Source organism: Acidobacteriota bacterium, from assembly GCA_016716715.1.
GTDB lineage: Bacteria > Acidobacteriota > Thermoanaerobaculia > UBA5066 > UBA5066 > Fen-183.
This window is the reverse complement of record JADJVE010000005.1, coordinates 276,671-291,975: the sequence shown is the minus strand read 5'-3', so window position 1 is coordinate 291,975 and position 15,305 is coordinate 276,671. Positions and strand designations below refer to the sequence as shown.

The window sequence follows — 15,305 nt, the reverse complement described above, 5'->3', positions numbered from 1 at the left end:
TCGGCTCCCTCTATATCCTACCGGTACTTCCGCATCACGATGCGGGTGCCGTGCTCGCCGCTCTCGATGCGGACGTCGTCCATCAGGCTCTCGATGATCTTGATGCCCCATCCGCGCTTGCGACTGGACTTCAGGGCGGTCGCGATCTCGGGGGTCCTGACGCGCGTGGGGTCGAAGCCCCGGCCCGCGTCGGCGACGTCCACCTCGAGGTAGGCGCCGCGGCCGTCGTCGTCCGAGCCGATGCGGAACGCCAGGGCCACCTTGCGATCCGGCGTCGCGCTGTGCTCGAAGGCGTTGATGCAGGCCTCGACGACGGCCATCTTGACCTCGTCGATCTTGTCCCGGCCCATCTCCATCCACTCGCCCAGCGCAGAAACCTGCGCCGTCGCGGCGATCTCCATCTCCGGGGCCACCGGGATGGTCAGATGGACTTCACGCCTCTCGACGAATGGCATCGCGGACGGCAGTTCCTCACTCTTCAAAACGTCAGGAGCGCGCGAAGGGCGGTGATCAGGGACTCCGGAATCTTACCCGACAGGGCGAGAGCGCCGAACGCGGCGGCCTCGGCCACGAGGAGCGGCACGAGGAGGCGCGATGCGGCGGAGGATGCGGACGACACGGCAGGCGCGAACAGCGCGACGCCGTCCAGGGATCGCGCGGCATGGACCTTCGTGTCGTTGCTTCTCGTCATGGGTTGGCTCCGGTTGACCCTGATAGAGCAAGTGACGCGCCACCCCCGTTGGCGCCACGCATGCGGCGCTGAAGCGAAGGTAAAGTATTGAGAAAGAAAGATTTCTTAGAGGGTGGTGTGGGCGGCGTGCGAAGGCCAGAAATGCGCCACTACGTCACACTATTACAACGGAGCAACACATATTCCTATTAACCATTCTAAGCAAATTACTTAGCGTGAATGTGCCTAATCGCTACATTGTGGCGAATTGTCGCCACAAGTGAGAGGGAGCAAAAAGGCCTTCTCCGGGCTCAAACCCGCTTGCGGTAGAGCGTCCGGCGGCTGACGCCGAGGAGCTTGGCGGCGCGGCTCTTGTTGCCCTTCACCTGCGCCAGCACGCGGCGGATGTGCGCGTTCTCGACGTGCCTCAGGCTGACGCCTGCCTTTGCGTCGTCGCCCGCGCCCGCCGTGCCTGCGGCTCCGCCCGCGATACCGAACTGCAGGTCGGCCGCCTCGATCGCGTCGCCCGAGACGAGCGCCGCGGCGCCCTCGAGCAGGTTCTCGAGCTCGCGCACGTTGCCGGGGAACTCGTAGTCGAGGAGCGCCTTCACGGCGTCGCGCGAGAGCGAGGGCGGCCGGCGGCCGTCGCGCGCCGCGATGCGCGCGAGGAAGTGGCCCGCGAGGCGCGGGATGTCCTCGCGCCTCTCGCGCAGCGCGGGCATTGCGATCTCGACGACGCGCAGACGGTAGAACAGGTCCTCGCGGAAGCGGCCCTGGCGGATGAGGTCCGCGAGGCTCTGGTGCGTCGCGGACAGGACGCGCACGTCCACGGGGATGCGCGCGCGCCCGCCCACGCGCTCGATCTCGCGCTCCTGCAGGACGCGCAGAAGCTTGGCCTGGATCGCGAGAGGCGTGTCGCCGATCTCGTCCAGGAACACCGTGCCGCCGCTCGCGAGCTCGAACTTTCCCGGCCGCCCGTCGACGCCCGTCGCGACGCCCTTCTCGATTCCGAAGAGCTCGCTCTCGAGGAGGCCTTCGGGCATCGCGGCGCAGTTCAGGGCGAGGAACGGACCGTCCCGGCGCGGGGAGCCCGTGTGGAGGAGCCGCGCGGCCAGCTCCTTGCCGGTGCCGCTCTCCCCCGTGATGAGGACGTTGACGCGCGACGCCGCGGCGCGCGTGATGAGCTCCTTGGCGCGGCGCATGGCGGCCGAGTCGCCGACGAGGAGCTCGTCGACGGCGGTCGTGCCCTTGAGCGAGCGGTTCTCCTCGCGCAGGCGGTCGAGGTCGGCGGCGAGGGCCCGGAAGCGGCGGCTGCCCTCGAGCGCCGGGGCCGCGAGGGCCGCGAGCGAGCCGAGGAACCGGCGATCCTCCTCGTCGAAAGAAGGCGCGTCGCCGCCGCGCGCCTCGCGCTCCAGGACGACGAGGACGCCGAGCACGCGGTCGCCGGAGACGAGCGGAACTCCCGCGACGCTGCCGGCCGGGCGGCCGAAGAGGGTCTCCCCCGGCCGGGCCAGCGGCGCCTTCGCGCGCGCGAGGTCGAGGACGAACGGATCGGACGCGACGTCGAGCGGCGTGGGGGCGGGTTCGAGGCCGACCGAGGCGACGGCGCCCGCTCCGGCGGCGTCCTCGAAGGCCGCCGCGAAGCCGCGGCCCGCGTCGAGGACCGGCACGGCGCGCGCGAGGATCTCCTCGAGGAGCGCGCGCTCGTCGGAGGTGGACGTGAGGGACCGGCTGACGTCGTAGAGCGTCTCGAGGCGCAGGACCTTCTTCTTGAGCGCGAACGCCTCGAGGTCGCGCCCGGGGGGCCGCGTGCCGCTCACGGGGTCAGGACGCGTTCTCGGCGCGCGTGGCGGGCGCGATCGGAGCCGGCGGCTCCTTGCCCTGGGCGCGCGCGAGCGACTGCAGCGCGGGGAAGAAGCGGGGATTCTTCTCGAGGATCGGCGCGAGCGCCTTCGCCGCGTCGTCCGCCCGGCCCATCCGGCCGAGCGACGTCGCGAGCGCGAGACGCGCGTATGCGTTGTTCTGGTAGTAGTCCGAGCCGGCGAAGCCCTTCTCCTGCTGCTTCTCGAGCCCGGACGTGAGGAGCGGCACCGCATCGGCGTCGCGGCCCGCGCCCATCGCGATCACGCCGCGGATGAGGTTCATCTGGCGGGCGGCCATCTCCTGGGACTTCGGCTCCTTCGGGTCCGTGAACTCCTTGAGATCCACGGACGCGAGGGACGCCTCGGCCTCGGCGGTGCGCCCGATCCGTCCGAGAAGACCGGCGCGCCGGAACGCATCGGCCGACTTGAGCTTCCGCGATTCCGGGCCGGGGGCCAGCCCCGCGATCTCGGCCGTCGCGGCGTCCAGGTCCTTCACGGCGTCGTCGGTGCGGCCCGCGTCCACGAGGCACATCGCGGAGAGGAACCGGAAGTCGTACCGGACGTAGGTGTTCGGGGCGTTGTCGCTGCCCTTGCGGAAATATCCGGCCGCCTTCACCGGATTCCCCCGGCCCGCCTCGACGGAGCCGAGATGTCCCCACGCGGCGTAGAAATCGTCCTTGATCGCGATCGCCTTGCGGAGGTTTTCCTCGGCCTCGTCGTAACGACCCGTAAAGGCGTAGAACTCGCCGAGCGAATCGTACGGGTTCGCCTGGTCGGACGCGAGGTACCGGTAGCGTTTCAGGTAGTCCTCGGCTTTCGCGTTCTCACCCTTGCTCGCCCAGTGGTAGCCGAGCGTGTTGTAGGCGATCGCGTAATTCGGATTCACAGCGATGAGGCGCTCGTACTCCCCGATCGCCTCGGGCATCCGGCCGTTGTTCGCGAGGAACGCGGCCCGCATCTGGTAGCCCTCGGGGTCCTTCGGGAAGCGGCTCTGGTACTCGTCGTAAAGGGCCTCGAGCACCTTGAGGTCGCGCTTGCCCCAGCGTTCCTCGTAGATGCGGAGCATGAGTTTTTCGCGGTCCGTGAGGTCGTCGCGGTACCGGCCCGCGCTCGCGAGGAGCGACGCGGCGCGCTCGGGGTCGCGACTGCGCATCTTGTCGGCGAGCCGGAGCGTCGCCATCACGAAGTGCGGGTCGTACCGGAGCGCCTCGGCGTACGAGGACATCGCCTCGCGCTCGTACATCTTCAGGTCGTTCTCGACGCCCGCGTGGTAGGCCCGGTACGCCTGCTCCGACGAGGTCGTGACGTCCCGGTTCGCCCGCAGCCGGAAGGCCGCGGCGGTGCCGGCAATCGCCAGGCCCGCGAGGGCCAGGACGAGCGGCAGGACGCGGATGCGGCGAGGGGCCATGGTTCCTCCGGGGCCCGCGGGAGAGGCCCTTTTCCATGATACGCGCCGGCGGCGCGTTGGTTCTCAGGTCACCCGCATCAGGACGAACGTGATGTCGTCGTACTGCTCGGCCCCGTGGGTGAACTGCCGGACGTCCTCCAGGAGCTCGTCCGCGAGATCGGGGAGGGACCTCCGGGCGTGGCGAACGAGCGACGCTTTCAGGCGTTCGTCCCCGTAGGGTGTCATTTCGGCGGACATCGCCTCGTTCAGGCCGTCCGTGTAGAAGAGCAGGAGGTCCCCCCGGGACAGGTACAGGGACACCGCGTCGTAGACCGTGTCCCGGAAGGCGCCCAGGGGCAACCGCGAGGATGGGCAGGGGATCTCCGTCGCGGTCCCGGAGCCGGGGCGCACGAGGAGGGGCGTCGGCTGGCCGGCGAAGGCGTACGTCATCGCGAGCGCCTTCGGGTCGAGGAGGAAGTACGACAGCGAGACGAACATGCGCCGCTTGATCTCGTAAAGGCGGCGGTTCGACGCCTGGAAGACGGCGGACGGGTCCGGGTCGGCCATCGCCTTGGCGTTCACGATCTCCTTGGCGGCGACCATGAGGAGCGACGCCGGGATCGACTTGCCCGAGACGTCGCCGAGGACGAGCGCGAGCCGCCCGTCCGGGCGGGAGTCCACGTCGAGGAAGTCGTAGAAATCGCCTCCGACGACGCGCGCCGGCCGGCTCACGCCGAAGAACTCGACGCCGGGCACGCGCGGGAGCTCGCGCGGGAAGAGGCTCGTCTGGATGTCCCGCGCGATGTCGAGGTCGCGCTCGACCTCGGCCCGGCGCGTGAGCTCCTCGTGGAGGCCCGCGGCCTCGAGGCCGAGGGCGCCCTGGTTCGCGATCGTGAGGAGGTGGTCGAGGTCCTCGCGCGAGAGCTCCTCCTCGGAGAGCTTCTTGCCGACCGCGAGGAAGCCGAGGAGCTTGCCGTGCGTGGCGAGCGGAAGGACGACGCCGATCCCGCGCGCGCGCTGCGCCTCGACGAAGCGCCGCGACGCGAGGTCGAGCCCTCCGTCGTCCGCGTCGGAGAGGCGGATCGGCGCGCCGCGCTCGGCGAGCCGCTGCGGCAGGACCGCGCCCATGGGCAGCGGCTGGACGCCCGCGGCCGCGGAGGCGGGCTCGGTGAAGGCCCCGTCCTCGCTCCGCGGCAGCAGAAGCTCGAGGCGCTCGAGGCGCAGGAGATCGGCCGTGCGCAACGTGAGCAGCTCGCGCAGCTTCGGGCGCTCGAGCTGCGAGACGACCGAGCGGCTCATCTCGAGAAGAGCGGTCTGGAAGTCGGCACGGTCGCGGAAGAAGACGCGGTCGACCACCTTCTGCATGCGGCGGCGCAGCGGGTCGAAGAGGAGGACGACGACGAGGCCGAAGCCGAACGCGAAAGCCGGCGACGAGAAGACGGTCGTGGACGACACGTTCGAGACGATCGCGTTGCCCGCCACGACCGCGAGCGCGTACATCCCCGTCACGACGGCCGTGAGGACCGCGTAGACGAGCGACTTGCGCACGATGACCTGCACGTCGAAGAGCCGGAACCGCACGATCGCGTACGCGAACGTGAGCGGGATGAGCGCCATCGGGACGACGCCCCACAGGAGGAAGCGGTCCTCGCGGAAGAGCGACGGGAAGAAGACGGCGAAGACGACGAACGGCACGATCCCCGCGACCGTCCCGAGGAGGAGGACGAGGATCGGCCGGCGCGCCGCACGGTCGGAGTTCGTCCACCACGTGTGCGCGAGCGCGAGGAGCCCGAGGATCAGGTAGTCCGCGAGGAGGATCCAGTTCAGCGTCGGCGCGCCGAAGATGAGGCGGCGGGGCCCTCCGTAGCGGTAGCCCGCCATCTGGAGGACGTAGAGGACCGGCGGGAGCGAGTAGAGGATCGCGAGGAGAAGAGGAGAACCGTTCAGGAACCGCTGCAGCGCCTCGAGCGCGGGGGGCGCCGCCGGCTGGCCGGGGCGCCGCTCCGCGAACCGGAACGTCTTCTTCTCGGGGAAGAGCAGGAAGAAGTGGAGGAAGACGGCCGGCAGCAGGAACAGCGCGAGCGTGCCCGCGATCTGGACGACGTAGTCGATCCAGTAGTAGCTCGACGGGCGGAGCCGGCAGACGAAGAACTCCATGAAGAGGATGCACAGGACGTAGAAGACCTGCACCGCGGAGTCGTCCGGCCGGCGCGAGACGACGAAGACGCCCAGCGCAAAGAAGAGGAGGCCGAGAAAGACGAAGTAGTAGTACGTGGCCGACCCGAGCCGGAATGGCGTGAGGGAGACCTTCGTCTCGAACACGTTGCCGCCGCGGCGGACGAGGTAGTCGACCTTCTCGCCGACCTTGTGCCGGAGGAGCTCCGGGGGCGCGTCGGTCGCTTTGTTGAGCATCCGGTGGCCGATCCCGAGGATCACGTCGCCGGACTTCAGGCCCGCCCGCTCGGCCGCGCCGCCGGGGACGAGGTCGCGCACGAGGATGCCGCCGACCGAGTAGGGGTCGGGCACGACGCCGTCGTAGGCCTTCGGAAGGAACATGTCCACGACCGAAAGGAGCGCGAGAAGGGCCCCCATGAGGCCCACGGCGACGAGCGGAAGGTGCCGGCGCTTCAGGCGCGGGGCGTCGACGGCGCCCGATGCGGAGCTCAGACCCGGTGACGACAAGGACGACATTACTGAGCCCAGTATACGAACGGCGTGCCAGAGACGTTCCGGGGTGGACATCCCCCGCCGCGTGTGAGAATCCGCGCCGTGATCCGCCGACTCCGGACCGCCCCGCGGGGCCTTTTCGTCACCTTCGAGGGCATCGAAGGCTCCGGAAAGACCACGCAGATCGCCCGGGCGGCCGCGTGGATGGAGGCGAGGGGCCTGCCCGTCCTCGCGACCCGGAACCCCGGCGGCACGGAGCTCGGGAAGCTCCTCCGGGACGCGCTCCTCCATTCGAAGGGCCACATCGACGCGGGGGCCGAGCTTCTCCTGATGATGGCCGACCGCCGCCACCACCTGCAAACGATGATCGAGCCCGCTCTCGCCGCCGGGACGCACGTCCTCTGCGACCGGTACACCGACGCCTCGCGGGCGTACCAGGGCGCCGGTCGGGGCCTCGGGGAGAGGAGCGTCGACGAGCTCCATGAAAGATGGTGCCGCCGCGACCCCGACCGGACCTACCTCTTCGACCTGCCCGTCGACGCCGCGCTCGCGCGCGTCGCGAAGCGCCGCGGCGCGTCGTTCGACAGATTCGAAGAAGAAGATAGAGATTTCCATGAAAGGGTAAGGGGCGCATACCTGCGTCGAGCCAAGAAGGAGCCAAAAAGGTTCGTCGTCATCGACGCAGCGCCGCCGGCCTCCGAAGTCTTTCTTTCACTCGAAGAAAATCTTCTTCTTCTCTTCAAACCCCGGAGAAGCAGGTGAGCGGCGCGCCCGTCGTCCTCCTCGCGGGACCGGGTTCGAAGCGCCTCGAGGCCGCGGCGATCGAGGAGGCGGCCGCCGCCATCTGCGGGAGCGGCTTCGATCCGGAGTCGAACGCGGCGCGCCGCGTCTTCCGCCGGGAGCACCCCGACCTCATGGTGGCCGCGCCCGAGCGCAGGCGGCGCGTGAACGCGCCCATGTTCGAGGAGGGCGAGACGAAGGAGACGAGCATTCCGACGGCTCTCGTGCGGGCCGTCGCCGCGGACTCGACGCGCCTCCCCTACGAAGCGGCGATGCGCGCGGTCGTCTTCCTCGACGTGGACCGGACCGAGCCCGCGGCGTTCAGCGCGCTCCTCAAGATTCTCGAGGAGCCGCCGAAGAAGACGCGCTTTCTCCTGACGGCCACGCGGCCGCGCCTTCTGCCCCCGACGATCCTCTCGCGCGTCACGCTGCAGCCGATGCCCGGGTCGACGCGCGCCGGGACGGCCGACGCCCTCGTGGCGCGCGGGATGGCCCGCGAGGACGCCGAAGCGCGCGCGGCCTTCGTGCCGCACGACGCGGACGAGGCGGCTGCGCTGGACCTCGCCGAGGCGCGTGCGACGCGCGACGCGCTCCTCGAGGCGGCCTCCGGCATCTTCCTCACGCGCTCGCGCTCGTGGGCCCTCGCGCTCGCGGCACTCGTCTCCGGCGACGACGCCGCCGAGGCCGGGCGGCGCCTGCAGCTCCTCGGGCAGCTCCTCCGCGACGCGTCCGCCGCGACGGTCGACCCCGCGGGAGCGCACGTCGTCTTCCGCGAGCGCTTCCAGGACCTCGCGCGCCTCGGCACCGCGCCCGGCGCGCGCCTGCTCGAGGCCGCCGAGGGCGCGCTCGCTCTCGCCGGCAGCCTCGCCGACTCCCGCCGCAACGTCCGCCTCGCCACCGAGGCGTACGCTCTCGGCCTGTGACCTCCGACGAGCGGCCCGTCTCCCGCACCGCGAAGCTGATTTCGATCCTCCTCGCGCTCCTCGCGCCCGCGCGCATGGCCTGGATCGTCTTCACGGTCGGCGAGAACAACCTGTCGAACGACTACGTGGGGCGCGTCGACACCGTCGCCGCGATCCTCGAGGGCCGCTACGGCTTCACGCACCTGTTCCGCGACACCTTCAACGCCGCGGGCCATTCCTGGCTGGGGCTGCTTTCCGTCTTTCTCTTCGACGCCCGCGTCTTCGCGTGGGACATGCGCGTGGAGCTCGGGATCGGGCTCCTTTTCGCGGCCGTCAAGGTCCTGCTCCTGTGGCTCGCCGCCGCGCCCGGGCTCTCTCGGCGGGCGCGGTGGGTCCTTCTCCCCGTCCTCTCGACTCTCGCGTTCTCCGTGACGCAGGTCTCGTCGTTCACGTTCGGCGAATCGTCCCTCCAGATGCAGCTCGCGCAGGTCGGCCTCGCCCTCGGCGTGTTCGCGATCGCCCGGCTCGGCGATCGGCCGGACCGGCGCGCCGCGCTCGTCGCGGCCGGGGGCCTGATCGCGTCGTGGTCGTGGGGCGGCGGCGTGATGGTGTGGCCCGTCCTCGCGGCGGGCCTCTGGGCTGCCGGCGAACGCTCGATCGTCCGCTGGACGGCGCTTGGGGCCGCGGCGGCGACGGGCCTCTCGCAGTACTTCCTGATCCTCGAGACCCTCCACCACCCCGCCCGCGCCACGCCGCCGGGTTTTCACGACCCGCGCCGGTTCGTGGACATCCTCGGGCGCCCGTTCGGAAACGACCTCGCGACCCGCTTGAGCCCGCTGCCCTCCTGTCTTGCATTCGGCGCAGCCGCGCTCGTCCTGCTCGCCGTCGCTGTTCTCCATTCGCGCGGCCGGATGCGTGAACGCCTTGCCGGCCTCCTCGTCGCCGGCTGGGGCCTCCTCGCGGCCCTCCAGATCGGCTACCTGCGCCCGGAGGCCGCGCCGTGGTACGTCGTCCCGATGACGGCATTCTGGATGGGGCTGGCCGTCCTCGTGGTCGCGTCCCGCGGGGCGCTGCGAGTCGCGGGCCTCACCGCGATCGGCGCCGGGCTCGTCTTCTCCAACCGGACGTGGGAGGACAAGTCGTTCTATCTCGTTTCCCGCGCGCCGGTCTCCGCGGCCTGCATGCGCGAGTGGCGGACGGCGCCCGCATCCTGCCGCGGCAGGCTTTTCCAGTGGGGCAGCCCGGACGTCGGCGAGGTGCGGCTCCTGTGCGAGCCGCTCGAGCGCCTCGGGCTCTCGGCATTCGGTCCACGACGGACGCAACTCCTGCAGGGCGACACGATCCTCGGGCGCGTCGACGGGCTCGGGGGTGCCGGCCGGGCCTTTCTTTCCCGCGACGGCCGGAAGGCCGGCGACCCGAACGACTATCGCCGCCTCGATCTCGTCCTCGCCTCGGGCGCCGCCGTGACGTGGCGCGTCGATCTGCCACCGGATCTCGAGTTGGCGCGTTTCGAGACGCTCGTGCGGGCCGATGCCGCGGACCCGTCGATCGCGCGAGGCGCGCGCGTGGCGATCGCGGGCGGGGCAGGCGAAGCGCGAGTCCTCGTCCCGCGCGGCGACGCCGAGCCGCTCGCGCTCGACCTGAAGGCGTACGCGGGCCGGACGGTCACCCTGAGAATCGAGGCCGACGACGTCCCCGGCACCGCGCCGCTCGTCCTCGCGCGGCCCCGGGTCGAGATCGAAATCCCGCGCGACGCGCAGCGCAGAAGGGCATCATGACCCGATGAAGGATCTCCGGATCGACCTCGGCTGCGGGAGCGCCAAGAAGGACGGCACGATCGGCCTCGACATCCAGGCCGCGCCCGGTGTCGACCAGGTCGTCGATCTCGTGAACGCCCCGCTGCCGTTTCCCGACCGCAGCGTCGCGTACGTCCACTCGTCGCACTTCCTCGAGCACGTGAAGGACCCGACGCGGATCTTCGCGGAGATCACGCGCGTCGCGGCCGACGGAGCGACGCTGGAGTTCTGGACGCCGTACGCCTGGGAGAACTCGGCCTTCATCATCGACCACAAGATGTTCTTCAACGAGGACCACTACCTCCACATCTGCGTGTGGTTCGTGGACTTCTGGGAAGAGATCCTGAAGGCGCGGTGGCTGCTCAAGGAGATCACATACGTGATCCACCCCGACGTCGCGGTCGACCTGCACCGCCGCCGCATCCCGATCGACCACGCGCTGCGCTACTTCAAGGGTGTCGTGAAGGAGTGGGGCGTGCGCATGGAGGTCCGGCGCGACAAGCCGGCCCCGGAGACTCGGCCGCTGCGCACGCTCGCCCTCGAGCGGAACGGAGAGCGGTGGCACCTCGAGCGCGTTGACGTGACGATGGGGCGCGACCCCGGCGGCGACGTGAAGGCCGCCCTGGCGTGGCTCCGGACCTCGCGCTAGGCGCGGAGGTCAGCTCAGAGCTTCGAGCCAGCGCACGGCGTTCGTCGCGAGCATGCGCGTCGCATGCACCTCGTCGCGGGCCGCCCGCGCGAGGCGCGACCTCAGCGCCTCGTCGCGCGCCATCTCTTCGAGGGCGGCGGCCCAGGCGTCGGGATCGTTCGGCACGACGAGGCCGGTCTCGCGGTTCCGGACGGTCTCGCGGTAGGGCCTGACGTCGCTGAACACGGCCGGAATCGCGAGCGCGCCGTAGTCGAGGTATTTCAGGTCGGACTTGCAGCGCGTGAAGGGGTCGTCTTCGAGCGGCGCGATCGCGAAGTCCCAGCGCACGTGCTCCCGCATCCACCCGACGAACTTCGGGTACTCGTGCGTGTCCCCCGTCTCGATCATCTTGACGGGCAGTCCGCCGAGCGCCTCCTTGAACCGGCCGCCGTCGACGCCGCCCACGACCTCCAGCCGGATCCCGCCGTGCGCACGCTTCAGCAGGCCGCGGAGGGGGCGCAGGACCATCATGAGATCGGCCTCGTGCGTGAGCGTGCCCATGAAGCCCACGGTGAGCGGCCGCCGCGCCGGCGCGGGCTCGGGCGGGGCGCCGAAGAGGCGCTCGTCCAGCGCGTTCGGGATCACGTGCACGCGGGAGTTCAGGTGCGCGAACCGCTCCGCGAGGGCCGGCGTGGAGACGACGACTGCATCGGCCGTTCGCGCGAGGAAGCGGATCACGCCCCGCATCGTCTCGGTCGGGAACCGCCACGGACGCTCGCGGTTCAGGTCGAGAAGATTGTCGTCCAGCGTGTAGACGATCTTCGTGCCGCGTCCGCGGCAGGCGTCGAAGACGGCCGCGAGGCGCTCGCGCTGCTCGCTCTCGGGCCACAGCACGTGCCGCTCGACGACGAGGACGTCGCACGGCGGAATCCGCGCGTCCGAGCCGTGCGTGAGGGCGACACGGTCCGCGACCGAGGGGTGCGCGAGCGGAAGCAGGAGGCGCACGTACGTGCAGCCGTAGGGGAACCCGTCCCCGTAGGTCCCGTGGAGGACGTGCACCCTAAGCGGCGCCAAACAGGACCTCCAGCATCCGGAAGGCGGCGCTCTCGGGCGTGTGCCGCGCGACGTCCGCGAGCGCCCGCGCCGCGAGGCCGGCGCGCCGCGCGGGATCCGCCACGAGCCGTGAGAGCGCCTCCACGCACGCGGGCGCCGACGCCGTGTCGACGAGGACGGCGTTCTCTCCATCGCGCGCGAAGCTGTCCGAGCCGCCCGCGCGCGGCACGACCGCGGTGGCCCCGGCGCCCATCGCCTCGAGGGCCGTGAGGCCCATCGCCTGGTACGAGGAGAAGTCCGCGAAGACGTGGACCTGCGTGAACAGGGCCGCGAGCGCGCGTTCGTGCAGGACGCCGAGGAAGCGGTGCGGGAAGTCGAGCGGCAGCGACGCGAGCGCGGGATCGGAGTCGTCCACGCCAAAGAGCAGGATCTCGACACCTTCGCCGTGCGCCCGCGCCACCTCGCGCAGGACCTCCAGCGTGAACTGCGGCTGCCGCCGCGGCGTGCTCGGCCGGATCATCGCCGCGATCCGGACCGGGGCGTCCGGCAGGGGGCCGAGGCGGGGGCGGAACGTGTCGACGTCGAAGCTCGGGCCAATGACGTCGCAGGAGAGACCGGTCTTCTCGCGAACCGTCGTCGCGTTCCACTCGGTCTTCGCAAACCGGCGCAGGCCCGGGACGAGGCCGTAGGACGCCTCGGCCTTCGCCCGGTCCCTCGAGCCCTCCGGGTAGAAGAGTGGCTCGTAGTCCTGCACGTAATAACCCAGGACGGGCGGCCTCGGCGCGGAGACGAGTGGCGCGATCCACTCGACGGACACGTTCGCCGTCGCGACGACGGCGTCGTACGGCCACCCGAGCCCGACGATGTCCCACGTGTGGCCGTAAATCACGGGCACCGGTGGCGACGGGTAGCTCGCCTCGAACGCGGCGCGGTGAGCGGCAAGGTTGAACACGCGCGCCTCGACGCCGAACTGCGCGAGAGCGCGCGCCTCGGAAAAGACGACGTTTGCGCCGCCGCCGCGGTCGAGGACCGGCAGCGCGAAGAGCACGCGCTTGCCTTCCCAGCGTGCGAGGCCGCGCGCCCGTCGGCCGGAGCGTGCGGGGCTCTCCGCGAGGCGCGCCGCGATGCCGTCGAGAGCAGGGCTCGCGGAACTCGCGGTCTCCGGACGGGCGTCGCCCGTCTCCATCCAGACGTCGTCCGCGACGCGCACGGCGCCGGCCGCACGGAGCGCCTGCAGGAGTTCCGCCGGTGCCGCGGCCTCCCGGCCCGCAAGCGCTGCGCGGCGCGTGAGGAACGCCGAGCCTCCTCCCGCGTCGAGCACGGGGTACAGGCGCGCCGATTCTCCGGCGACGGCGCCAGCGTCGGGCTGCGCCGCGCCGGCCTCGGCGCCGAGAAGGCCTTTCGACAGCGGCACGGCCGCGACACAGGCCGGGTCCGACTCGAGGCAGGCGACCAGCCGGTCGAGGCTCTCCGCGAGGAGCCGTCCGCGCGCGTCCACCACGAAGACGAGCGGGCTCCGCCCGGCGCGCAGGGCGCGCGCGAGCGAGTCGGCGCCGGGCGCCGACACCGTCGCATCGAGGTCGCGGCAGAGGGCCGCGAGGCTGTCGGGACGCTCCGAAGCGGCAACCCCCGCGACGTGCAGTGCGACCGGGGGCCGGCAGTAGCGGACGAGCGAGTCGAGCGCGTCGCGCGAGGCGGCCTCGTCAGGCCCGGCGACGAAGACGACGTCGACACGATGCGGGTGGCCGGGCGGCGGTCCGGCGCGGAAGGGAACGGGCGCGAGGCCGCGGATTCTCACGAGGTCGGCCGGCGCCGCACCGGTGAGCGCCGGAGCCGCCGGCGGGACCGAGATCCCGAAGCGCCGCTTCACCGTCCACCAGAGGTTCCGAAGCTTCCAGAAGCGGCTCATCTCCATCATGGCGATGCGGTCGCGCGCCTGCCAGAGCTCCGCCCGCGTCCTCTCGAGCTCCTCGCGGAGCTCCTCGGCCGATGAACCGCTCAAAACGGCCGCATTGTAGGGTCAGCGCGTCCGGGCCATGACGTACGGCCCGCAATGGGCCACGAACGGCGGCTTCGAGAGGTCCGCGTCCGGCTGCACGACCTCGACGCCCCCCAGGCTGACGTCGGCGGAGTGGATGTCCAGGACGGGCCGCTCGAAGACGTTGCGCAGCCGGATAGCGCTGGAGTGCGGGTCGGCAGGCCAGTCCTTCGGGGGCAGGAACCCCACCGGCTGGCCCGGCTTGAGCAGCGCGTCCGCGGTGCGCTTGAGCGTCGTGAGACACGCGATCGCGGGGTCCTCGGGCGAGCAGGGCACGGGGCGCGGCCGGGGGTCGAAGAGCCCGCCCGAGAAGCTCGACGCCAGCGTCTCGTGGAGGCGTACGACGCGCGCGCCGGTCAGGTGCTGCTCGATCTTGAAGTTGCTCCGCGTCGTGAGCGCCGCCTCGAGGAAGTGCTTCGGCGTGAGCGCGAGGTAGAAGAAGCCGTAGCTCGGGTAGCGGATCTGGTTCCAGAGGAGACAGGCGCCGAGAAGCGCGGCCGCCGCGAACGCCGCGAGTCGTCCCCGCGCCGCGAACGACCGGAGGCTCTCGAGCCCCTCCGCGAGCGCGCATGTGAGGAACGGCAGGGCGTAGACGAGAAAGCGTTTGTCGGCCCAGTCGTAGAAGAACAGGAGAAAGACGAGGAGCGTGCCCGTCACGAAGAACAGCGCCAGCCGAAAGCGCCGCGCAGCAGGGTCCCGGACCAGTGACCGCAAGCCGCCCAGCACGTAGAGCGGCGGCGGCAGGAGGCCCAGGAGCGCGGGCCCCGCGACGGCATAGAAGCCTAGATTCGACAGCGTCGGCGTCACGAGCGCCTCGAAGTCGTGCCGGGGCGCGCTCGGGTGTGCGCGGTGGAACCATGCGCGGACCACGAGCCAAGCTACGGCGACGCCCGCTGTCGCGAGCGTCCCGATCCAGAGCTCCCGCCTCCGCACGTCTCCGGCCCGGGCGACGAGGACCGCGAGCGCGAGGCCGATGCCGACCGGAACGGCGGCGTACGAGAACAGGAAGCCCACGCCGAGCGCTCCGCCCATAACGGGATACCAGCGGAGGTCCCGTCCCGCACGCACGAAGGCGAGCACGGCGAGGACGAGGAACGGCGTCGCGTACGTCTCGGCCAGCACGTACTTCGCGAGGTCGAGGACGTAGTCGTTCGCGAAGAAGAACCACGCGGCCACGGCCGCGATCCACGGGTCGTGGCGTTCCCTGAGAAGGAGGTAGAGGAGCGCCGTCGACAGGCCGAGGAAGAGAAACCCCACGACCGGCAGAAGGGAAAGCAGCCCGACCTTCGAGAGCGCGGCGATCACGAGCGGCAGGCCCGGCGGACGGAGGCTCGGGAGGACCGGCCTCCCCGCCCAGAACAGGCCGTTGCTGATCCAGTCGTACGAGTCCGCCGTCATGTACCGGTAGCAGAGGTTGAGATCGGCGACGAGGAGCGCGCGTACGACGGGAAACGCGCCGATCAGCGCGAACACGGCCAGAAACGCGGCCGGGAGCCGGTACGTCTTCGTCAGCACGCCGGGG

Annotated in this window: 12 protein-coding genes; 4 read left to right on the top strand and 8 right to left on the bottom strand. The window is 71.1% G+C overall.

The genetic code is table 11. The features are described from left to right. Nucleotides 1-17: 17 nt before the first annotated feature. The 5 genes from IPL89_10515 to IPL89_10495 form a co-directional block, all read right to left on the bottom strand. On the bottom strand, nucleotides 18-482 hold the full coding sequence (locus IPL89_10515) for an ATP-binding protein (GenBank protein MBK9063613.1): 465 nt from the start codon (nucleotides 480-482) through the stop codon (nucleotides 18-20). Then, entirely contained in the window at nucleotides 479-691 is a 213-nt protein-coding gene (locus IPL89_10510) for a hypothetical protein (GenBank protein ID MBK9063612.1), read from the bottom strand. Before IPL89_10510 ends, IPL89_10515 begins: the two co-directional genes overlap by 4 nt. A gap of 290 nt (nucleotides 692-981) precedes the next feature. Further along, nucleotides 982-2,490, bottom strand: a complete 1,509-nt coding sequence (locus tag IPL89_10505) for a sigma 54-interacting transcriptional regulator (GenBank protein MBK9063611.1) — start codon at nucleotides 2,488-2,490, stop codon at nucleotides 982-984. Between the two features lie 4 nt (nucleotides 2,491-2,494). Further along, complete coding sequence (locus tag IPL89_10500; GenBank protein ID MBK9063610.1) at nucleotides 2,495-3,940, bottom strand: tetratricopeptide repeat protein; 1,446 nt, start codon at nucleotides 3,938-3,940, stop codon at nucleotides 2,495-2,497. A 63-nt stretch (nucleotides 3,941-4,003) separates the two neighbouring features. Next, nucleotides 4,004-6,610: a SpoIIE family protein phosphatase gene (locus tag IPL89_10495; protein ID MBK9063609.1), complete on the bottom strand. Its 2,607-nt coding sequence runs from the start codon at nucleotides 6,608-6,610 to the stop codon at nucleotides 4,004-4,006. An 81-nt stretch (nucleotides 6,611-6,691) separates the two neighbouring features. Between IPL89_10495 and IPL89_10490 the strand changes: the two genes are divergently transcribed. From IPL89_10490 to IPL89_10475, 4 genes are read left to right on the top strand one after another with little or no spacing between them, the layout of a single operon-like run. After that, nucleotides 6,692-7,348: a dTMP kinase gene (locus IPL89_10490; GenBank protein MBK9063608.1), complete on the top strand. Its 657-nt coding sequence runs from the start codon at nucleotides 6,692-6,694 to the stop codon at nucleotides 7,346-7,348. Continuing rightward, complete coding sequence (locus tag IPL89_10485) at nucleotides 7,345-8,289, top strand: hypothetical protein (protein MBK9063607.1); 945 nt, start codon at nucleotides 7,345-7,347, stop codon at nucleotides 8,287-8,289. Before IPL89_10490 ends, IPL89_10485 begins: the two co-directional genes overlap by 4 nt. After that, the gene (locus IPL89_10480; GenBank protein ID MBK9063606.1) at nucleotides 8,286-10,046 is read left to right on the top strand and encodes a hypothetical protein; all 1,761 of its coding nucleotides are present in this window, start codon (nucleotides 8,286-8,288) and stop codon (nucleotides 10,044-10,046) included. Before IPL89_10485 ends, IPL89_10480 begins: the two co-directional genes overlap by 4 nt. Nucleotides 10,047-10,050: 4 nt before the next feature. Beyond that, nucleotides 10,051-10,713, top strand: a complete 663-nt coding sequence (locus tag IPL89_10475; GenBank protein MBK9063605.1) for a methyltransferase domain-containing protein — start codon at nucleotides 10,051-10,053, stop codon at nucleotides 10,711-10,713. A 9-nt stretch (nucleotides 10,714-10,722) separates the two neighbouring features. Here IPL89_10475 and IPL89_10470 read toward each other — a convergent pair whose 3' ends face one another. The 3 genes from IPL89_10470 to IPL89_10460 are packed head-to-tail and all read right to left on the bottom strand — an operon-like array spanning nucleotide 10,723 to nucleotide 15,298. Further along, nucleotides 10,723-11,766: a glycosyltransferase family 4 protein gene (locus tag IPL89_10470; protein MBK9063604.1), complete on the bottom strand. Its 1,044-nt coding sequence runs from the start codon at nucleotides 11,764-11,766 to the stop codon at nucleotides 10,723-10,725. Beyond that, the gene (locus tag IPL89_10465; GenBank protein MBK9063603.1) at nucleotides 11,753-13,747 is read right to left on the bottom strand and encodes a glycosyltransferase family 4 protein; all 1,995 of its coding nucleotides are present in this window, start codon (nucleotides 13,745-13,747) and stop codon (nucleotides 11,753-11,755) included. The genes IPL89_10470 and IPL89_10465 overlap by 14 nt, the downstream gene beginning before the upstream one ends. 18 nt (nucleotides 13,748-13,765) lie before the next feature. Beyond that, nucleotides 13,766-15,298: a glycosyltransferase family 39 protein gene (locus tag IPL89_10460; protein MBK9063602.1), complete on the bottom strand. Its 1,533-nt coding sequence runs from the start codon at nucleotides 15,296-15,298 to the stop codon at nucleotides 13,766-13,768. Nucleotides 15,299-15,305 lie beyond the last annotated feature (7 nt).